Consider the following 20,564-nt stretch of genomic DNA (forward strand, 5'->3'; position numbering starts at 1 on the left):
TTTTAGGACGATACAGAAGGATGAAGGTTACACCCTACTTTAAAATTTTGTGAAAACTTAAAGACTTTCAATTTTAACCTGAAGGTCCTCCCAAGATTTCATGAGAGTTTCCAACTGGCTTTTTTTGGCATTATAAGTGTCAAAAAAGTGAGGTTGTTTTATAGTCTCTTCATATTTCAAGACAAGATCTTGATCACTTTTCTTGATTTCTTTTTCCAACTTGGAGATTTTAGACTCTACTCCGCTTAGTTTATTCTGAAGGGATTTTTGCTTCTTCTGAAATTCGTAGTCGTTTTTGTTTGAATTCGCTGTTTTCTCTTGCTTTTTTTGTTTGTCCTTTTTTTCAACTTCACGCATGGACTCTAGCTCACGATATTTCAAATAATCGTTGATATCCCCTAGAAATTCTTTGACTTGGTGATTTCTGAATTCGTAGATAGAATCTGCTAAACCTTGAAGAAAGTCCCTATCGTGCGATACTAAAATCAGGGTGCCTTCAAAATTATTAAGCGCTGCCTTCAAAACATTTTTAGATTGAATATCTAAATGGTTGGTAGGCTCATCCATAATCAAAACATTGAAGGGAGTTAACGACATTTTGGCCAAGGCCAAACGGTTTCTCTCTCCTCCAGAAAGGACTTTAACGAACTTGCCTACGTCATCTCCCTTAAATAAGAATGACCCTAAAATATCTCTTACACGGCTTCTGTTGCTTTGGTTAGCAGCATCAAGCATAGTGTCTAAAACAGTTTTATTGCCGTCTAGATATTCTGCTTGGTTTTGGGCAAAGTATCCAATCTGGACATTATGGCCTAGCTTTATGTGTCCTCCATGCTCAAGTTCTCCTACAATAATTTTAGCCAAAGTAGATTTCCCCTGACCGTTCTGCCCTACAAAAGCTATTTTGGAATTCCGCTCTATAAGAAAGTTTACATCTTTAAAAACCGTATCCTCTCCAAAGGCTTTAGAAAGGTCTTCTGCTTCAATCACAACTTTTCCAGGGTTTTTAGAAGTGCTAAATTTGACATTCATAACTTTGTTGTCCTCTTCATCCACTTCGATGACTTCAGTTTTTTCAAGTTTTTTAATGAGGGATTGAGCCATAGACGCTTTACTAGCTTTGGCTCTAAACTTACTGATCAGTTTTTCGGTTTGTTCAATTTCCTTTTGCTGATTCTTTTGAGAAGCCAATTGTTGCTCTCTCAATTCTTCTCTTAAAACTTTGAACTTGGAATAAGGTTTATTATAATCGTAAATTTGACCTAAAGACAACTCGATCGTTCTATTGGTGACGTTATCCAAAAACATCTTATCGTGAGACACGATAACAACACAACCAGCAAAATTTTGTAAAAAGCCTTCCAACCATAGAATACTCTCTATATCTAGGTGGTTGGTGGGCTCATCCAGTAGTAAAATATCATTGGTCTGTAAAAGCAGTTTAGCAAGCTCTATACGCATTCTCCAGCCTCCAGAAAAGGTATCCGTTTGCTTTTCAAATCCTTCCGTTGTAAAGCCAAGGCCCTTTAGAACTTTCTCTGTCTCTCCTTGGTAATTATAACCACCCAAAATCTCATACTGATGCTGATAATCATTAAGATCAATCATCAACTGATTATAAGATTCGCTTTCATAATCTGTTCTTTCTACCAATTGATGATTGATATGGTCTAATTTGGATTCTATCGTTTTTATAGCTTCAAAAGCCTGATAAGTTTCCTCCAAAACGGTTCTTCCTTGCTGAAAATCTATATCTTGCTTTAAAAAACCGATACTTATCTCTTTATCTTTTGCAATTTGACCTGTATCTAAGGTCATTTCACCAGAGATAATTTTAAGCATTGTTGATTTTCCGGCTCCGTTTTTACCTATGAGACCTAGCCTGTTTCCTGAGCTTAGCTTGAAACTGATCTCCTTAAAAAGATACTCTCCACCAAATGAAATGGAAAGATTATGAATATGTAGCATATGTTACTTAAAATTTCTGCAAATATTGTTATATTTACTCAACAAAGCTAAATTTTATTAAAAATGCTTAAAGGCTCAAAATTATACAGCGTATTTACAGGAAAATGTCCGGTATGCCATGGGGATAAAATGTATAAAGAATCCAATCCTTTCAAACTGAATAAAATTTACGACATGCATAAGAGATGCTCTGTTTGTGATACTAAATACAAAATAGAACCTTCCTTTTTTTATGGAGCTATGTATGTTAGTTATGGCCTGGGAGTTGCATTTTCAGTCGCGGCTTTTATTACCTCCTATTTCATTGTAGGTTTAGGAGTTATCCCCTCTTTCATCTCTATTATTGTAGTCTTAGTCCTTATGATGCCGATTAACATGAGGCTAGCTAGAAACATATGGATTAATTTATTCTTATCTTACGATAAAGATGCTAAGAATAAAATTTCAAAAACCGATTAATGTCAGTTTCCTTATCAATAGGTTTCCCTTCGAATATATGTTCCGTTAATTCACGTGATAAAGTTGGTGCACACATCACCCCCCTACTTCCAAATCCATTAAGAATATAGAGATGTTGATGCTCTGGATGCTTGCCTAAAACAGGTATTCGGTCTCTTACAGTAGGGCGAACTCCCGCAATCTGATCTATAATTTTAAAATCACACTGAATAAGCTCTGATAGTTTTTCCACAAGATCTTTTCTACCCTCTGTGGTTGGTAAGTCATTAAGCTCATCTCTAGAATAAGTTGCTCCATATTTATAAATATCATTTCCAAGGGGAATAATAAAATAACGCGATTTCAAGATACTTGAATTGGCCTTTAGGTCTTTTGACTCAAATATCAAATACTCCCCTTTGTTCCCATACAGGGGAAGCCAATTAAAAAAGGGATTGGAATGCACTCCATAGCCTTCACAAAAGATAACCTTGCGGTATGTGTTCTCATGGTAACTTACATGATCCTCGCCGACTTTCAGATCGGCATATGAAAAGGATTCACTTTTAAAGTTATGAAGTGTATTAAATTTATTTTTTTGAATAGCTAACAATCTTTTTAAATGAAGGAGATGAGATTGAAGGACTTGCCCACGTTTGAAAGAAGACGATACTGAAGCGGACACCTTTTGGATAACAGGATCTATAAATGGCTCAAGAGCAAGCTGGTCTGAGGCTACTGTCCAATTATTTTGATCTTCAATAGAAGAAAATAATTTATAAACAGGAATGGCTTCAAAAAATGATTCAGAATAATCAGTATTGAATTGAGTATAGAAATCAATTGCTTCAGGCATAAATTTAGCCGCATTCCAGGCTAAATTATAACGTTTTAGAGCTACAGGATTAAGAACTCCCCCAGCTACTTTTGAGGACTGCTGACTTTCATCTGATATAATGTCAAAGGTTTTAGAAGATTCCTCTAACCTTCTGGCTACACATAGACCAGAAATACCAAACCCGACAATCAAAACATCTTTCATAAAAAAGCCCTTACAATTATAAGGGCTAATTTAAAGGTTTTAAAAAGAATAAGGTTTAGTAATTCCACATATCCAATTCAAAGTTTCTAATTCCTTCTTTTATTCTATTGGACTCCAAAAGTTGCAGTAAGGCATTATCTTGAATATAATCTGAAATCTCTCTATCTTCATAAACATTTTGAGTTTTATAAATAAATGCATCGAAACGTCTAGAGTTAAGAAGATGATCAAAACTAAAAGGCATTGAACTATTATTATTATTTATAACTTTTGCGCTGTGCAGTACTTGCCTAGCATCAGAAAACCAAACCCAAAAATAAGGAACAATTTGTGGATTACCGGAGAAGCTTTGATTTTGGCTCTGAATATCGAAACCTGCTGGAGCTATGCCAAGCAGACGGTATTTCATTTCACCTTGAAGCTTATCAAAATACCACATCCCTTTAATATGATATTCAAGAATATCCCTACTTGTAATTGCAGTAGGAATCAAAAAAGGCTCCATCTTTGCCACTAGCTCTTGAGAGTAAAGTTGTGGAAACTCAGAAAGTTTACCTACTAAAGATCTATTGATAAATGTTTGAACATTTTCTGTTCCTGTAACACCATATTGGCCTAAAACATCTAGAGCTACATCGGGGAGAAAAAGCGACTTCGTTGAGCTTAAAATATCTGCGTAAGTTTTTCTCTTATTAAAATAACTTGTCGCATACACTTCTGTAATTGCAGAAGTGGAAGTAGAGTCCACAGAACCTTCTTCAATAGCATCTAAGAGAACTTTGTACAAAGAGCGTCTTCCTCTTGGAAAAGCACCATCTTGTGTAGGATAGAGCAAAGGGAAATTAATTCTTTGCTTTAAATCTATCTTTTCCCAAACGATCTTAGACCATAAAATATCTCTATCACCAATATATCCGTATTCAAGTGGCTTATCATCATCAGAAATCTTTTGACTTTCTGTGAGTACACCAACCTGTGAAGGTTCGGAAGCGTTCAGAATATTAGACGACTGCGCTAAAGCTGAACTTGAACTTAGAACTATCGCTGAATATAAAAAGAATTTAAGATTTGAATAACTCATCATCATCATTTTAGTTTGTTAATTGGACTAATATTGCGGGCATATTTTTAACGTTCACGCCAGGAACATCAGCTTTAATATCGAATATTTGAATAATATCTCCTGCTCTAGCTAAATCTAAAAGGCCTTGTGCTTTTGAATCCATTCTGCTACCATTGACAACGACTGAGGGCTGTCCTGGAATACTTAGCGTGAATTGCTTAACAACTGGAGTAATATCAAAATCGAAATTTTCAAATGTAGCACCGATTGGGGAAATCTTTAGAGCATTCTTAGGCATCTGTATAGCAGCACCCTCTTGTATCTGTCCTCTTACTGTAGGCGTGGGTCTTGGTAAACTTTTAATTCTAAAAATCGCTGAAGAGGGAATTATTTCTCCTTCAATTTCACCAGTTACATTAATTTTTAATTCAGTTCCAGTTGTAGGTTTCACCATATATTGAGAACCCTTTATGCGTCTCAAACCATCAGCAGATGCATTGACTTTATTCTCTGGTACTCCTGGCATAGAGACCGTAATTGGATTCTCAATACCACGATACACCACATTCATTTTATCGGCTGAAACAATCGCTTGATTCGGCTTAGGAATTACTGAAAATGATTTGTCAACTGAAACAGGTATATTTTTACCATTTTGAATAAAAATAAGGACACCTTCAATTTTATGATCACCAACACTTCCTGCGCTAACATTTAGCTTAACCTGGCCCCCTTCGAGTGTGAAATCTTTACCCTTAACAAGACGTCTACCATCTAAGGTCAGTTTGACTTCATTTGGAACGGTTTCACTATCAGTACGACCTAAAACGATAGATCCATCAAATATATTACCTTGATAATAAGCGCCTCTACTTTGTTCTAATAAGGTTGAATAATTATCCATCGAAGCAATCTGAGTTAATTGACCAGAAAGCATAGAGGATAATATTTCATTTTCAAGAACCTTTAAGTTATTTTGAAGAGCGGTAATTTTAGTTATGGATGAAATTAATGGATATTCAACAAAATGATGTCTAACGTAATTTACTTTGGCATTCTTAACCCCAGAATCAGGAGAAACTGGATCTCCACTAAATTTATCATTAATAGTGGATAAAAAAACATCATACTTTGTATTACCCGCTAAAGTTTGATTCATCTTATCTTTATAGGATCTCATCTTAATCAAGAACTCTTCTCCGGCTGGTGTTAATTTTTCACCTTTGACAAATAATTCATTTGCATAAGATGATTTATCCATAGTTTCATAGTCTTTTGGATCTTCAACTGAATTATACATCCCTTCTTTGAGCCCAGCGAAATAGGTGAATAATTCTGAAGTTGCTGTAGAGACAATTTGTGCATTTTTGAAAACTTCTTTAAATTGCTCTTCAGATTCATCAGCCTTCACAGCAAGACCCGCAAGTGCTGCATCATTTTTGTCTTCAAAATTAGTATTGGTATCTTCTAAGGATTCATTAATTGTTCCAAATGCAGATAATACTTCTCTAGACATATTCAAAGCTAGCATTGCAATGAAGACTAAATACATCATGTTAATCATCTTCTGTCTTGGGGTTTCCTTTCCTCCAGCCATAATGGTAAATTTATATAATTATAATTAAGCTTTTGGTCTCATAGCAGTTAACATTCCGCCATAAACACCATTAAGAGAATTTAAATTAGCGGTTAAGGATTCCATTTGATCTTTGAGCTTTCCTGCATTATTTGTTACTGCTTCGTTAACTTCAGCTTGACGCATAGCTGAATCCACTTGGACTTTATACAAGTTATTTAAGGACTCCATTTGTTGAGCAGCCATTGAAATTTGATCACCATATTTCTTTTGCGAATTCATTGAATCTGTTGTTGGAGCAATGTTTTTTGCAGCACCCTCAAAGTTTTTAATACTTTCTCCAAGGCTCTCCATAAGTTTAGAATCTATCTTTGCTTCCTTAAGCATATCATCTAATTTCTGTGATAAAAGACCACTTTCCTCTTTCAAATCTTGCTTTGGATTTTTAGATGAAGGATTATTTCCAGTTAATTCTGGGTAAACTTTTTCCCAATCTAGTTCTTTGTCTACTGGCTCAAATGCTGAAATTGTAAATATTACTGCCTCAGTAATAAGCCCAATAGTCAACATTAAACCACCTGTTATAGGTCCAATAGAAATATGCTGAATTTTAAATAGTGCCCCAATAATTACAATAGCCGCTCCAAGGCCATACACCATACTCATTACTTTCTTTCTTTTGTTTGAGTTTGCCATAATAAAATATTTGATTGTTTAGTTTTCTTTTTTTTAATTTAAATAAAGTGAATTCCCTAAGAAATCTTGTACGGTTCTAAAACCAATATAACTTCTTGCAGAATCTGAATATTCATAATCTCTTGTACTTACTTGCAGATAATAGCTTACATCTTTCCAAGACCCTCCACGAACAACTTTACGCTTATTTTCAGAGTTGTTTACATTAGGATTCATAGATGACATGTATTCATAAGAAGCTGGATCGTAGGACGTATTAACCCACTCCGCAACATTTCCAGACATATTATATAAACCGTAGTCATTGGGTTCGTAAGCATCAGATTCTACTGTATATAAAGCCTCATCAGCCGCATAATCACCTCTATAAGGCTTGAAGTTAGCCAAAAAACAAGCCCTATCGTCTTTAGCATAAGGCCCACCCCAGGGGAAAGTCCCACCTTCTATACCACCTCTGGCAGCGTATTCCCATTCTGCCTCTGAAGGCAATCTAAAAAAATTGACGTTTGCTTCTTTTTTTTGTTTTCTAAAATCATTCAGATATTTGGTTCTCCAATTCGCAAAAGCCTTTGCTTGGCCCCAAGTCACCCCAACAACTGGATAATTATCGTATGCTGTATGAGAAAAATAATCATTATGCATAGGCTCGTTGTAAGAGTAATTAAAATCTTTAATCCAAACTGTTGTATCTGGATAAACCATTACTTCTTCTTCTGTAATAAAGTTGGTTCGCACCCCTTTAGCTCTTGCAGCGGCATCGAGATCTATCGTTTTATAACTATACTTAAATTTAGTAACATCAAGCATTCTTCGTCCATTATAGGACTGGTCGTTAGAGAGATAGAACTCATCCATGACATAAACATAGTCTTCATCTGGATATTGGGCTGGATCCCAAATAATTTCTGTATTCCAATTTAAAGCTTGATCTAATGGGTCATAATATCTAGAAAATTCCTGAAATGGACTTAAATCATCATCTGAATTCGTGTTCTTAAAAGCGAAATTTTGGACAGAACGGTTATTATTTCCATCTCCATCTCCCGCCAATTCTGCTGCTTCAGCCAATTTCTGTCTAATTACAGAATCTCTGACATGAGAAACAAATTGCCTGTACTCAGAATTTGTGATTTCAGTTTCATCCATATAAAAGGAAGGAACTGTAACTGTTTTAGGTGGAGCATTTTGGACACTAGCCAAGTCATCGTCAGACTTACCCATAATGAAGGAACCTCCCTCGACTAGAACCATCCCAAAGGGCTTTTCTGGGTACCATCTCTTCCCTTCCACTCCTACAAGTTGACCTTTGTCACTTTTTCCACAACTCAAGACTAAAAGAGCTATAAATGCAAAGCAAAAGCCTTTAAAAAATGTAAAATATAATTTCATAACAAAATGATTAAATTCAAGTCTGACTACAAATAAACAATTTTTTTCTTAACAACAATTAAAATAAATTCAAACTAAGTGGTGTTTTTATATTTCGCTTTCAACCATCTATCTGGAATCACAGATCCTGTCGCATCAATATAATCTTGTTTATCACAAGCTAATAACGAAGGTTTATAAACATTATTTTCATTTTGTATTTTAATCCACCACCGATTTGAAATCTCACTCTTAAAAAAAACTAAAATTTCATCTTCGATCGGAACACTATATTTTATGAAATTCGGGCTCTTTTCAGTAATGTGCTCATTTAACCTCAAACTAAAACCTTCTACAAAATACCATAACATCTGAGCTATCAAACTGATAAGTCCTTCAGATTTCTGCATCGACTGCAATTCATAAACACCAAAAGAACTCAATTTATCACTCATACCTGCATATCTACACAGCTTACATAAATCAAAAGTGCTGAATCCGTTAATATTTTCGTGATTTGGATCAGCAATTTCTGAAGACTTAACACAATGTATGTCAATACTAAACAAGTCAGTGTCTCTTAAGATAGGCTCAGCCTTTGTGAAATCTGACTTCAGAGTTCCTAACCTTAGTGCATCAAAAAAAAGTTTTTCCATTAAATCAATCTCTTCTTGAGGAGATAAATACGTCTGATACCCCAGATTAGCAAAATTAAACAAGTTATAAGGCTCATCAATAATCATTTTACCCACATAAGATTGACTATCCATTGGTAACTCTGAATTACCAATATCAAACTTATGATCTGCTGTTGCTAAATTGATCATATATTTAATTCCGTCGTAGGCTCTATATTGCGAAAACGTGAGGTCTTGACTCCCTCCTAAAATAATAGGCAAAATAGATTTCTTATAAAGACTAGACAGTATATTTTTTACTACATAAGCCGTGTCGGAAACCTTATCCCCCCTGTTGATATCTCCTAAATCAATAATATCCACTTGCCAATTACCTACATACATCGCATATAAGCTCAACCTTATTTCCTCATAAAAAAAATCTGATTTTCTTGGATAGACACTATTTCTTTCCTCTTTAATACACACTATAGCTAACTGAAACTTATTGAGCTGAATGTCCTCATCCTCATCAAAAAAACTGACGTAATTTGATAAGGTTTGGTTTGAGAAATTTTTAATTTTATTTTGAAGCTCAGGATGAACAGGTTCTAAAAATTCGAATGCCATTAACGTGGGTTAAGATTTAGTTGTCTTTTTTGTGCTTGTTTTCTTTTTGGCAGTCGTTTTTTTAGCTGGCTTTTTCTTCACAGCAGTTTTCTTCTCAGTTGTTTTCTTCTCAGTTGTTTTTTTAGCAGCAGTTTTCTTCGCAGTTGTTTTCTTCGCAGCTGTCTTTTTTACAGCAGTTTTCTTAGTCGTTTTTTTCTTAGTCTTTGTGTTTTTGGCTAAAATAGCTTCAGCCTCATCCAACGCCATTCCTTCTGCTTCCGTAGTTTTAGGCAATTCTACTTTTGTATTTCCCTTAGAAAGTTTAAAACGTCCCCACCTTGCCTTTTCTAGTTTTATACCTTGTTCTTCCCAATGATGGATTAATTTATCTTTTTCTTTCTGAATTTTATCTTCGATCAATTCAACGATATCCTCTTCAGAAAGATTGTCAAAATCATATTTTTTATTCACATTGATGAACATGCCGTCCCATTTCAAGTACGGACCAAAACGACCTACTCCTTTCTGGACTCCTTTTTCGTTATGATAGCATACGGGCTCTTCTGCTTTTTCTTTTGCCTTTATAAGCTCAATAGCACGATCGTAAGTGACGTCCAAAGGATCATCATCTTTTTCTAAAGAGACAAACTTTTTGCCAAACCGGACGTAAGGACCAAAACGGCCAATGTTGGTCTCCACCTCTTCTTCCTTATATTCTCCCAGTTGTTTGGGAAGTTTAAATAAGTCCATGGCTTCTTCATAAGTCACAGAAGATAAGGTTTGACTGGGTTTTAGGCTTGCAAACCTAGGCTTTTCATCGTCTTCCACAGAACCAATTTGAACCATAGGACCAAATTTTCCCAGACGTGCACTCACAGGTTTGCCTGATACAGGGTCTTCTCCTAAGACTCGCTCGCCTACTTCTCGTTCTGCATTGGCAGCAACGTCTATGACCTTAGGATGAAAATGTACATAAAAGTCACTCATCACTCTGGTCCACTTGGCGTTACCCTCAGCAACCTCATCGAAGTCTTGTTCGAGTTTAGCCGTAAAATTATAATCTAAAATAGCTTCAAAATGTTTCACCAGAAAGTCATTAACCACCATACCAACATCTGTTGGCACAAGTTTGCCTTTATCGCTTCCTACTTTTTCAGATAATGTTTTACTTTTTATATCGGTATCTTTTAAAGTATATTGAATATACTCTCTATCGGTACCGTCAATACTTCCTTTTTCGACATATTTCCTGTTTTGAATTGTCGAAATCGTGGGAGCATAAGTCGATGGGCGTCCAATTCCTAATTCTTCTAATTTTTTCACTAGAGACGCTTCTGTATATCTAGACGGTGGCCTTGAATAGCGCTCTGTCGCTTGAATATAAGAATTCTGTAATTTCTCTCCTACAGACATGGCTGGAAGCAATCCACTTTGCTCTTCGTCTTCTTCATCCTGACCTTCTAGATAAACTTTTAGAAATCCATCAAACTTAATAACTTCACCGTTCGCCGTAAAGTGACGATCGTCTTTATCTGAAGATATCTTCACGTTGGTTCTTTCAAGTTCAGCATCGCTCATCTGCGAAGCAATACCCCGTTTCCAAATCAGCTCATATAAACGCTGTTGGTCCCGTTCTGCATCGATTTGATGTTCAGCAAAATTTGTTGGTCGTATAGCTTCATGGGCCTCTTGTGCTCCTTTAGACTTTCCTTTATAATTTCTAGCTTTATGGTATTTATCACCATAAGCACTTTTAATCTCATCTTCAGCTCCTTCTTTAGCTTGAGAAGATAAATTTACACTATCGGTTCTCATGTAGGTGATATGTCCAGCTTCATACAGTCGCTGAGCCATATTCATGGTTTTACTAACAGAAAAATATAACTTCCGAGCAGCTTCTTGTTGTAATGTAGAGGTCGTAAATGGTGGTGCTGGAGATTTTTTTGCAGGTTTTTTGGTCAAGTCATCTACATTGAAATTGGCCTGTTTCTGGATTTCTAAAAAATCTTCTACTTCTATTTGAGACTCAAGGTTCTTAGGTAGTTTTGCTTTAAAGCTTGCGCCATTTGTAGTTTGGAATTGAGCATCTACTCTATAAAATACGTGAGGATCGAAGTTTAATACCTCTCTTTCCCGCTCTACTATTAATCTAACGGAAACCGATTGAACTCTACCGGCAGAAAGGCCCCCTTTCACTTTTCTCCATAAGATTGGAGATAATTCGTACCCTACTAAACGGTCTAAAATCCGTCTCGCTTTTTGAGCATTAACTAAATTATAATTAATTTCTCTCGGATTCTTTATCGCCTTTTGTATAGCTGATTTGGTAATTTCGGAAAAGACAATTCGCTTGGTTTTTTTTTCTTCTAGCTTCAGTTCATCGGCTAGATGCCAAGCTATGGCCTCTCCTTCTCTATCTTCATCACTCGCTAACCAAACAATTTCGGATTCTTTTGCTAGTTTGGCGAGCTTTCTAACAACATCTTTCTTATCAGCGTTAACTATATATGTAGGCTTGAAGTCGTTGTCTACATCCACCCCCAGCTCTTTAGACGGTAAATCCGCAATATGACCAAAACTTGAGGCCACTTTATAATCTTTACCTAAAAATTTTTCTATTGTCTTAGCTTTGGCAGGAGACTCAACTATTACTAGATTTTTTGCCATTGTTGATTTATTTATGATACAAAAGTATACGAATTTTTGGATTTTAATTTTAGAAAGCGCTATAAAGTAACTTTTCAAATCGATTTCAACATCTTATACCAAAGCAAATTTTGCTAAAGGAACTAAATTTATAACTCATAAAATTGATAAAATGACAGTTTGTCAGTAATTTCATAACTTGTATCTTTGCTTAAAATATTACAACTTCATATGGAGAAGATTATTGATGAGACTCTACAGGGGCAAACCTTGGTTAAAGAAAAGAAGGAAAATAACACTAAGAAACTTTACATTGAAAGTTACGGTTGCGCTATGAATTTTAGCGATAGTGAAATCGTAGCATCTATATTGAATAAAGAAGGATACAATACTACCAACGAACTTTCTGAAGCTGACCTTGTTTTGGTTAACACCTGTTCTATACGAGATAAAGCAGAGCAAACGGTAAGAAAACGGTTGGAAAAATATAACGCGGTCAAGAAAATCAATCCTTCTATGAAGGTAGGCGTTTTGGGCTGTATGGCAGAACGCTTAAAAAGTAAATTTCTTGAAGAAGAGAAAATTGTAGACCTGGTTGTAGGACCAGATGCCTACAAGGATTTACCAAACTTACTGGAGGAGGTTGAAAGTGGTAGAGATGCCATAAACGTGATTTTATCTAAAGAAGAAACTTACGGAGATATTTCACCGGTACGTTTGCAAAGCAACGGTGTGTCCGCTTTTGTGTCGATTACAAGAGGCTGTGATAATATGTGTACCTTTTGCATAGTACCATTTACTCGCGGTAGAGAACGAAGCCGTGATCCTTTAAGCATTATTGATGAAGTAAATGATTTGTGGAGTAAAGGCTTTAAGGAAATCACTTTACTAGGCCAAAATGTAGATAGCTATTTGTGGTATGGTGGCGGTTTGAAAAAAGATTTCAAAAGCGCAACGGAAATGCAAAAAGCTACAGCAGTCGGGTTTTCACACTTACTTGACATTGTAGCAAAAGCTCAGCCAGGAATGCGCATTCGCTTTTCTACTTCAAATCCACAGGATATGACGATAGATGTGATTGAAGTCATGGCAAAACACAACAACATTTGCGATTATATACATCTTCCCGTACAAAGTGGAAGTGATAGGATTTTAAAGAAAATGAATAGGCTACACACCCGCGAAGAATACTTTAGGTTGATAGATAATATTAGAAAAATAATACCTGGCTGCGGTATCTCTCAAGATATGATCATTGGATTTCCTTCAGAAACAGAAGAAGATCACAAAGACACCCTATCCTTAATGGAAAATGTAAAATATAATTTCGGGTATATGTTTGCTTATTCTGAGCGACCAGGAACTCTTGGCGCCAAGAAATTTGAAGATGATATTCCAGAGGCTACAAAGAAAAAACGCCTTCAAGAAATCATAGACGTTCAGCAAAAACATTCACGTTTTAGAACGGAACAGCATCTCGGCAAAATTGAAGAGGTCTTAGTTGAAAAAGAATCTAAAAAATCCGACTCACAATGGAGCGGACGAAACACTCAAAACACAACCGTTGTCTTTCCTAAAAAAGACTACAAATTAGGAGATTATGTTTTAGTAAAAATGGAAAAGTGCACAAGTGCCACTTTAATCGGCGAACCTGTTGGTTATGGTCCTATGCAAGCTCTTTCATCTTAAAATAAATTTAAAATATGGAATCTCCACAAGCTGTTAAGCAGCGATTTGAAATTATAGGGAACGACCCCAACCTCAATAGGGCTATAGAAAAATCTATACGCGTGGCACCTACAGATATTTCTGTTTTGGTCACAGGAGAAAGTGGAGTTGGTAAAGAAAGTCTACCCAAAATTATACATTCCCTTTCTCATAGAAAACACGCTAAATATATCGCTGTAAACTGCGGTGCTATCCCAGAAGGCACTATTGATAGTGAATTATTTGGACACGAAAAGGGGGCTTTTACAGGAGCCAATCAATCCAGAGATGGCTATTTTAAAGAAGCCGACGGAGGGACTATTTTTCTAGATGAAGTAGGAGAATTACCCCTCACCACTCAGGTAAGGCTTTTGAGAGTTCTAGAGACTGGAGAATTTATAAAGGTAGGATCCTCTAAAGTTCAAAAATCTGATATTAGAATCGTTGCGGCAACCAACGTAAATATGATTGAAGCTATAAAAGAAAATAAATTTAGAGAAGATTTATACTACAGACTCAATACTGTTGAAATTCAACTTTCCCCCTTAAGAGAACGCCGATCGGATATTCACTTATTGTTCAGAAAGTTCGCTTCAGATTTTGCGATTAAATATAAAATGCCAACGATACGTTTGACAGACCAAGCCATTAAAGCGCTAGAAAAATGCGGCTGGCCAGGTAACATCAGACAGCTCAAAAATGTTGCTGAACAAATATCAGTATTAGAGACTAGCCGAGAAGTGGATGAAGCCATACTAACGCATTATTTACCGAGTAACAGTTCCAATCTACCCTCTGTAATTTCAGAATCAAAAAGCAACAAAAGCGATTTTAGCAACGAAAGAGAAATTCTTTACAAAGTTCTTTTTGATATGAAAAACGACCTTCATGATCTTAAGAAATTGACTCTAGAGTTCATGGAAAAAGAAAATGATGAAGCCTTTAAAGAAGAAAACAGAAGCTTAATTAGGAAAGTATACGGCGATTCCGACACAAAAGAATTCTCTGAAGAATCTCATCAAGAGCAGCTAGAAATTTTGCAAATCCCTGAAAAAAAGAAAACAAAGCCGATTGAGCAACACATAGAAAATCCTTACGATTATGCTGAGGATATCGAAGAAGAGGAGACTTTGTCGCTTCAAGATAAAGAAGTGGAACTCATCAAAAAATCTTTGAATAGACACCAAGGAAAACGAAAGCCTGCTGCAGATGAATTGGGAATTAGCGAAAGAACACTATATAGAAAAATAAAGCAATACGATTTATAATGAAGATAAAAATAATTGGAATTTTAGTGCTGATTTTTAGTCTACAGTCGTGTGGTTATTATTCTTTTACAGGAGCCGACACTGGAAATGCAGAAACCTTTCAAGTGAATTTCTTTCAAAATAATGCCAAACTCATTGAACCAGGTATTGATAGAGATTTTACGTTGCAACTCCAAGATTTAATACAAAACCAGACCAAATTGAGCCTTACAAACTCCAATGCAGATCTTGTCTATGAGGGAGAAATCACTCGATACTACGTGGCGCCTATGACTGCCACAGCAGATAGCCGAGCTGCCCAAAATCGACTAACCATTGCCGTAAATGTTCGATTTTATAACACTTTAGATCCAGAAAAAGATTTTGAACAAAATTTTTCATTTTATTTTGATTTTCCAGCAAACGAACAATTAAGTGGCGCTACAAGGGATGTAGCTATTGAAGAAGTGTACCTAAGGATTACTCAGGATATATTTAATGCCTCTTTAACAAATTGGTAATGGACAAAGAAACGGTTTTAAATCTTATTAAATCTCCAAAGGAATTTGAGGTGAATAGCTTAACAGCTATTACTGAGATGATTCTCAAGTATCCCTATTTCCAACCTTTATATGCTATAAAGCTAAAATTACAGAACTACTATGGGAGTTTTCAATACAATACCTTTTTGAAAACTACGGCTGCTTATACTCAGGACCGATCCGTTTTGTTTGATTTTATTACATCTGAAAAATTTCATCAACTGGATGTTGCCAATAAAATTGATTTGCTGATTGAGCGAAATAGAGAACATTCAAATGAAGGGTTTGAGATTAATAAACAGATGGCTGACCAAATTAACGATCCAGACCTTTTTGTAGAGAAAGAAGAATCAAAATCTAGCAAACAAGGACAGCCTTTGGATATTAATTCTTCCGATGCTCATTCTTTTCAAGAGTGGCTGAAGTTAACTCAATTACAACCCATAGATAAAAAAGAAAGTGAGTTAAAGATCAATCCTCAGTTTAGAGTCATAGACGAATTTATAAGGAATAACCCTAAAATTGTTCCTACGAAATCTTATGAATCTGCAGAAAAAATAAAAGCCAAGTATGAGCCGTCAACTCACCTTATGACTGAGACTTTGGCTAGAGTTTACACTGAACAAAAGCGATATAATAAAGCGATCCAAGCATTTAAGATATTAATTTTGAATAATCCCAAAAAAAGTTCTTTCTTTGCAGACCAAATTCAAGAAATAGAAAGACTTAAAGAAAATAAATTATAATGAGTACATTTTCCATATTTTTAGTTTTAATTTTAATAGTAGCATTCCTACTTATCGTTGTTATCATGGTTCAAAATCCTAAAGGTGGAGGCCTTTCCTCTTCTTTTGGAGGAGGAGGATCTCAACAAATTGGAGGCGTCAAGCAAACCTCTGACTTTCTTGATAAAAGCACATGGGCTTTAGCCACCTTATTACTGATTTTAATCTTATTATCAAACGTTACTATTATAAACAATAGAGCTGTTCAAGATTCAAAATTATTGGACGGTATTCAAGCTCCCATTGAAAATACACAATCTAACGATTTACCACCTGTAGAGTAACAGTAAACAGGGATTCTAAATTATTTCAAAATGCCAGCTTATGACAAGCTGGCATTTTTTGTTGGTAATTGACAGCCCTTATTTATTGGCACGCTTTTAGACTACTATTTTTAAAATTAAACCAAAAAAAATATTTATAATGACATTAAACATTAAACCTTTGGCAGACCGAGTGCTTATAGAGCCTCAAGCCGCAGAAACCAAAACAGCATCTGGAATTATTATTCCAGAAACCGCAAAGGAAAAACCACAACGCGGTAAAGTGGTTGCCGTTGGGAATGGTAAAAAGAAGCATACGATGACTGTGAAAGTTGGAGACATAGTTCTTTATGGAAAGTTTTCAGGTACAGAGTTAAAGTATGAAGAAAATGATTATCTCATCATGAGAGAAGACGACATTTTAGCTATAGTATAATTCACAAATAAACAAAACCACAATATAATGGCAAAGAATATAATTTTTGATATAGAAGCAAGAAATGGTGTTAAGCGAGGTGTAGATGCTTTAGCAAACGCCGTAAAAGTGACTTTAGGGCCTAAAGGTCGTAACGTGATTATAGGTAAATCATTTGGTGCACCAATGGTTACCAAAGATGGGGTAAGCGTTGCTAAAGAAATAGAGCTTGCAGATCCCTTAGAAAATATGGGAGCACAAATGGTTAAAGAAGTGGCTTCCAAAACCAATGATTTAGCTGGTGACGGTACCACTACAGCAACTGTTTTAGCTCAGGCTATTGTTCATGAAGGACTTAAAAACGTAGCTTCAGGAGCTAACCCACTTGGACTTAAAAGAGGAATAGACAAGGCTGTAGAAGCTGTTGTTGCAGAATTAACGAAACAAGCAAAATCTGTTGGAGATACATCAGAAGAAATTAAGCAAGTCGCTTCCATTTCAGCAAATAACGATGAAAAAATCGGTGAATTAATTGCAGAAGCTTTTGGTAAAGTAGGTAAAGAAGGGGTGATCACTGTTGAAGAAGCCAAAGGAACTGAAACTTACATGGAAGTTGTAGAAGGTATGCAGTTTGATAGAGGTTATCTTTCTCCATATTTCGTCACAGATAGTGAAAAAATGACTGTTGATCTTGAGAATCCATACATTTTGATCGTGGATAAGAAGATTAACTCTATGAAGGATTTACTTCCTGTATTGGAACCAGCTGCTCAAAGTGGTAAACCACTATTGATTATTGCAGAAGATATCGAAGGTGAAGCCTTAGCTACACTTGTTGTAAATAAATTGAGAGGTTCTTTAAAAATAGCTGCTGTAAAAGCACCAGGATTTGGTGATCGTAGAAAAGCTATGCTAGAAGATATCGCAATTTTAACTGGAGGCACTGTTATTTCAGAAGAGCGTGGATTTACACTAGAAAACGCTACTCTAGATATGTTGGGTACTGCAGAAAATGTCACTTTAGATAAAGACAATACAACTATAGTAAATGGAGGTGGTGAAAAAGAAAACATCACTAACCGTGTGAATCAAATTAAAGCTCAAGTAGAATCTACAACAAGCGATTATGATAAAGAGAAATTACAAGAACGTCTAGCTAAATTATCTGGCGGAATTGGAGTTTTATATGTAGGAGCTGCTTCTGAAGTAGAAATGAAAGAGAAGAAAGACCGTGTGGACGACGCCTTACATGCTACTCGTGCAGCGGTAGAAGAAGGTATAGTTGCTGGTGGTGGCGTTGCCTTCATCAGAGCGCTTAAAGCACTCTCTAAGCTTAAAGGTGATGATGCCGATGAGCAAACAGGAATCAACATTATTGCAAAAGCGATTGAATCTCCAATGAGAACTATCGTAGAAAATGCAGGTGGTGAAGGCTCTGTAGTTATCAATAAAGTCTTAGAAGGTGACCTAGGCTACGATGCTAAAACCAACACTTATGTGGATATGATAAAAGCAGGTATTATAGATCCTAAGAAAGTAGCGAGAATTGCATTGGAAAATGCAGCTTCGGTTGCAGGAATGATTTTAACTACTGAATGCGCTCTTGTAGACATAAAGGAAGACGATAATGGTGGCGGCGGGATGCCACCAATGGGAGGCGGAATGCCGGGAATGATGTAAGTCATCAGCCCATATAGAGTAAAATTAAAGCCGCTCTAAAAAGAAGCGGCTTTTTTCATTTTTACATTTTAAAAGTGGGTTATCATTAGAACTTCAAATAAATCTTTAGAGAATTATACCAATTTGGCATTCAAATGTCGGATAAAATCAGTTTCTTTTTTCGCGTGCGATTTATTTTTAAATTCAATCAATCAAAAAACCTGTGCTGAGCTAAGTCGCAGTATAATTCAATTTATTCATACGGCATTATAAATATAATTTGGTATTATAAGAGAATTAGAAGTGGTAAAACAAAAAATGAGAATAATAAGTATCAAGAATTTGAAAAGCTTAATTATATTAGGGCTAAAATTAAAATTATGAAATATTTTTTGGCATTACTTACTATTTTTGTGACTTCTCTAATCTACTCTCAGTCTGTTGAATTTAATCTAGATGAAACTGTCGTTACCAACCATGAAGTAACTATAAATAGTAAACAAATTAATTACACTGCAGAAACAGGGATGCAACCCGTTTGGGACCAACAAGGAAAACCTATTGCAGGACTTCAATACACGTATTATAAAGTTTCCAATCAGAAAAAAAATGAGACTTCTAAAGAAAGACCACTGGTTATTTCATTTAACGGTGGCCCAGGCTCAGCTTCTGTCTGGATGCATCTTGCATATACAGGTCCAAGAGTTCTGAACATAAGTGATGAAGGCTTTCCTGTTCAACCTTATGGGTATAAGGAAAACCCTTACAGTATTTTGGATGTTGCAGACATAGTATACGTCAACCCAGTAAATACAGGATATTCAAGACCTGTGCTAGACGAGAAAGGCAATTTCGATAAGTCAAAATTTTTCGGAGTTAATGCCGATGTGGAGTATTTGGCAGAATGGATCAACACTTTTGTAAGCAGAAAAGACAAATGGCTTGCACCAAAATATTTAATCGGTGAAAGTTATGGTACAACAAGGGTAGCAGGATTAGCCAATAGGCTTCAAAATTCTCATTGGATGTATATCAACGGAGTCATTTTGGTTTCTCCTACAGAATTGGGGATAGAAAGGGATGGCCCTATTGAGATCGCCAATAGGTTGCCTTATTTTACTGCAGCAGCTTGGTACCACGATAAGCTGAGTCCTGAATTACAAGACAAACCTATTTTAGAAGCACTTGATGAAGTAGAAAGGTTCACTATTCAAGAACTTATACCAGCCCTTACAATGGGCGGGTTCTTAGATTCTGAAAAAAAGAAAACTATAGTAGAAAAAATGTCCTATTATTCAAGCATAGATGAAAAAGTCTTTCTTCAAAACAATTTAGAATTACCCTTTAATACGTTTTGGAAAACTTTGAAAATTGACGACGGCTATACGGTTGGACGTTTAGATTCAAGGTACTTGGGTCTCGACGGCAAAGAAGCGGGAACTCGACCAGATTACAATGCTGAATTAACGGCATGGTTACAGTCATTTACCCCTGCGATAAATGATTACCTTAAAAATGAACTTAACTATAAGACCGATTTAAAATACAACATGTTTGGCAATGTCTATCCTTGGGACAGAACTCAGGACAATAACACAGGCAAAGAGTTAAGACAAGCTATGGCTCAAAACCCTAGTATGGAGGTCATGATTCAATCTGGTTTGTTCGATGGGGCTACTACTTATTTTAATGCAAAGTATACCATGTGGCATATAGATGCAAGTGGAAAAATGAAAGACAGGTTACATTTCAAAACCTATGAGAGTGGACATATGATGTACCTTAGAAAAGAAGATTTAGAAACGGCTAACAATGACATTAGAGAATTCATAAAGACCAGTTTACCAAAAGCTAATTCTCCAATTAAGTATTAGATGTTGTTAAAACATAAAAAAGCCTGTTTGTAATTACAAACAGGCTTTT

General features: G+C 35.8%; 17 protein-coding genes. 9 read left to right on the forward strand and 8 right to left on the reverse strand.

All coding sequences use genetic code 11. The features are described from left to right. Positions 1-57: 57 nt before the first annotated feature. The gene (locus P700755_RS04490; protein ID WP_015023552.1) at positions 58-1,968 is read right to left on the reverse strand and encodes an ABC-F family ATP-binding cassette domain-containing protein; all 1,911 of its coding nucleotides are present in this window, start codon (positions 1,966-1,968) and stop codon (positions 58-60) included. A 63-nt stretch (positions 1,969-2,031) separates the two neighbouring features. Here P700755_RS04490 and P700755_RS04495 point away from each other — a divergent pair, with 63 nt between their 5' ends. Next, positions 2,032-2,427 (forward strand): DUF983 domain-containing protein, encoded by a 396-nt coding sequence (locus P700755_RS04495; RefSeq protein WP_015023553.1) that lies wholly within the window; start codon positions 2,032-2,034, stop codon positions 2,425-2,427. On the opposite strand, the gene P700755_RS04500 is transcribed toward P700755_RS04495, so the two are convergent. The 7 genes from P700755_RS04500 to topA all read right to left on the reverse strand — a co-directional run bounded on the left by P700755_RS04500 (position 2,399) and on the right by topA (position 12,044). Beyond that, positions 2,399-3,448, reverse strand: a complete 1,050-nt coding sequence (locus tag P700755_RS04500; protein WP_015023554.1) for an NAD(P)/FAD-dependent oxidoreductase — start codon at positions 3,446-3,448, stop codon at positions 2,399-2,401. The genes P700755_RS04495 and P700755_RS04500 overlap by 29 nt on opposite strands. Before the next feature lie 55 nt (positions 3,449-3,503). Continuing rightward, complete coding sequence (gene porN, locus P700755_RS04505; protein ID WP_041758619.1) at positions 3,504-4,529, reverse strand: type IX secretion system ring subunit PorN/GldN; 1,026 nt, start codon at positions 4,527-4,529, stop codon at positions 3,504-3,506. A gap of 10 nt (positions 4,530-4,539) precedes the next feature. Then, positions 4,540-6,108, reverse strand: a complete 1,569-nt coding sequence (gene porM, locus P700755_RS04510) for a type IX secretion system motor protein PorM/GldM (RefSeq protein ID WP_015023556.1) — start codon at positions 6,106-6,108, stop codon at positions 4,540-4,542. Positions 6,109-6,132: 24 nt separating this feature from the next. Further along, on the reverse strand, positions 6,133-6,783 hold the full coding sequence (gene porL / locus P700755_RS04515; protein ID WP_015023557.1) for a type IX secretion system motor protein PorL/GldL: 651 nt from the start codon (positions 6,781-6,783) through the stop codon (positions 6,133-6,135). A gap of 33 nt (positions 6,784-6,816) precedes the next feature. Then, a complete protein-coding gene (porK, locus tag P700755_RS04520) occupies positions 6,817-8,172 on the reverse strand; it encodes a T9SS ring complex lipoprotein PorK/GldK (protein ID WP_015023558.1) in 1,356 nt (451 codons plus the stop codon). Positions 8,173-8,246: 74 nt separating this feature from the next. Next, positions 8,247-9,398, reverse strand: coding sequence for a formimidoylglutamase (locus P700755_RS04525; protein WP_015023559.1), 1,152 nt, complete (start codon positions 9,396-9,398; stop codon positions 8,247-8,249). A gap of 9 nt (positions 9,399-9,407) precedes the next feature. Next, positions 9,408-12,044: a type I DNA topoisomerase gene (gene topA / locus P700755_RS04530; RefSeq protein ID WP_015023560.1), complete on the reverse strand. Its 2,637-nt coding sequence runs from the start codon at positions 12,042-12,044 to the stop codon at positions 9,408-9,410. A gap of 210 nt (positions 12,045-12,254) precedes the next feature. Between topA and miaB the strand changes: the two genes are divergently transcribed. From miaB to P700755_RS04570, 8 genes are all read left to right on the forward strand, one after another. After that, positions 12,255-13,712, forward strand: coding sequence for a tRNA (N6-isopentenyl adenosine(37)-C2)-methylthiotransferase MiaB (gene miaB / locus P700755_RS04535; RefSeq protein WP_015023561.1), 1,458 nt, complete (start codon positions 12,255-12,257; stop codon positions 13,710-13,712). A 14-nt stretch (positions 13,713-13,726) separates the two neighbouring features. Beyond that, the gene (locus P700755_RS04540) at positions 13,727-14,998 is read left to right on the forward strand and encodes a sigma 54-interacting transcriptional regulator (RefSeq protein ID WP_015023562.1); all 1,272 of its coding nucleotides are present in this window, start codon (positions 13,727-13,729) and stop codon (positions 14,996-14,998) included. Then, a complete protein-coding gene (locus tag P700755_RS04545) occupies positions 14,998-15,498 on the forward strand; it encodes an LptE family protein (RefSeq protein ID WP_015023563.1) in 501 nt (166 codons plus the stop codon). The genes P700755_RS04540 and P700755_RS04545 overlap by 1 nt, the downstream gene beginning before the upstream one ends. Further along, on the forward strand, positions 15,498-16,265 hold the full coding sequence (locus P700755_RS04550) for a hypothetical protein (protein ID WP_015023564.1): 768 nt from the start codon (positions 15,498-15,500) through the stop codon (positions 16,263-16,265). Before P700755_RS04545 ends, P700755_RS04550 begins: the two co-directional genes overlap by 1 nt. Further along, a complete protein-coding gene (gene secG, locus P700755_RS04555) occupies positions 16,265-16,588 on the forward strand; it encodes a preprotein translocase subunit SecG (RefSeq protein WP_015023565.1) in 324 nt (107 codons plus the stop codon). Before P700755_RS04550 ends, secG begins: the two co-directional genes overlap by 1 nt. Positions 16,589-16,727: 139 nt before the next feature. Continuing rightward, positions 16,728-17,003: a co-chaperone GroES gene (locus P700755_RS04560; protein ID WP_015023566.1), complete on the forward strand. Its 276-nt coding sequence runs from the start codon at positions 16,728-16,730 to the stop codon at positions 17,001-17,003. A 27-nt stretch (positions 17,004-17,030) separates the two neighbouring features. After that, positions 17,031-18,662, forward strand: a complete 1,632-nt coding sequence (gene groL / locus P700755_RS04565; RefSeq protein ID WP_015023567.1) for a chaperonin GroEL — start codon at positions 17,031-17,033, stop codon at positions 18,660-18,662. A 359-nt stretch (positions 18,663-19,021) separates the two neighbouring features. Next, the gene (locus P700755_RS04570; RefSeq protein ID WP_015023568.1) at positions 19,022-20,515 is read left to right on the forward strand and encodes a S10 family peptidase; all 1,494 of its coding nucleotides are present in this window, start codon (positions 19,022-19,024) and stop codon (positions 20,513-20,515) included. The last annotated feature ends 49 nt before the right edge of the window (positions 20,516-20,564 follow it).

The sequence above is a fragment of the Psychroflexus torquis ATCC 700755 genome (genome assembly GCF_000153485.2).
Classification (GTDB): domain Bacteria; phylum Bacteroidota; class Bacteroidia; order Flavobacteriales; family Flavobacteriaceae; genus Psychroflexus; species Psychroflexus torquis.

Bases quoted from the DNA above. Each gene is read 5' to 3' on its own strand.
- P700755_RS04490 (WP_015023552.1), bottom strand. From the start codon at position 1,968: ATGCTACATATTCATAATCTTTCCATTTCATTTGGTGGAGAGTATCTT.
- P700755_RS04495 (WP_015023553.1), top strand. From the start codon at position 2,032: ATGCTTAAAGGCTCAAAATTATACAGCGTATTTACAGGAAAATGTCCG.
- P700755_RS04500 (WP_015023554.1), bottom strand. From the start codon at position 3,448: ATGAAAGATGTTTTGATTGTCGGGTTTGGTATTTCTGGTCTATGTGTA.
- porN (WP_041758619.1), bottom strand. From the start codon at position 4,529: ATGAGTTATTCAAATCTTAAATTCTTTTTATATTCAGCGATAGTTCTA.
- porM (WP_015023556.1), bottom strand. From the start codon at position 6,108: ATGGCTGGAGGAAAGGAAACCCCAAGACAGAAGATGATTAACATGATG.
- porL (WP_015023557.1), bottom strand. From the start codon at position 6,783: ATGGCAAACTCAAACAAAAGAAAGAAAGTAATGAGTATGGTGTATGGC.
- porK (WP_015023558.1), bottom strand. From the start codon at position 8,172: ATGAAATTATATTTTACATTTTTTAAAGGCTTTTGCTTTGCATTTATA.
- P700755_RS04525 (WP_015023559.1), bottom strand. From the start codon at position 9,398: ATGGCATTCGAATTTTTAGAACCTGTTCATCCTGAGCTTCAAAATAAA.
- topA (WP_015023560.1), bottom strand. From the start codon at position 12,044: ATGGCAAAAAATCTAGTAATAGTTGAGTCTCCTGCCAAAGCTAAGACA.
- miaB (WP_015023561.1), top strand. From the start codon at position 12,255: ATGGAGAAGATTATTGATGAGACTCTACAGGGGCAAACCTTGGTTAAA.
- P700755_RS04540 (WP_015023562.1), top strand. From the start codon at position 13,727: ATGGAATCTCCACAAGCTGTTAAGCAGCGATTTGAAATTATAGGGAAC.
- P700755_RS04545 (WP_015023563.1), top strand. From the start codon at position 14,998: ATGAAGATAAAAATAATTGGAATTTTAGTGCTGATTTTTAGTCTACAG.
- P700755_RS04550 (WP_015023564.1), top strand. From the start codon at position 15,498: ATGGACAAAGAAACGGTTTTAAATCTTATTAAATCTCCAAAGGAATTT.
- secG (WP_015023565.1), top strand. From the start codon at position 16,265: ATGAGTACATTTTCCATATTTTTAGTTTTAATTTTAATAGTAGCATTC.
- P700755_RS04560 (WP_015023566.1), top strand. From the start codon at position 16,728: ATGACATTAAACATTAAACCTTTGGCAGACCGAGTGCTTATAGAGCCT.
- groL (WP_015023567.1), top strand. From the start codon at position 17,031: ATGGCAAAGAATATAATTTTTGATATAGAAGCAAGAAATGGTGTTAAG.
- P700755_RS04570 (WP_015023568.1), top strand. From the start codon at position 19,022: ATGAAATATTTTTTGGCATTACTTACTATTTTTGTGACTTCTCTAATC.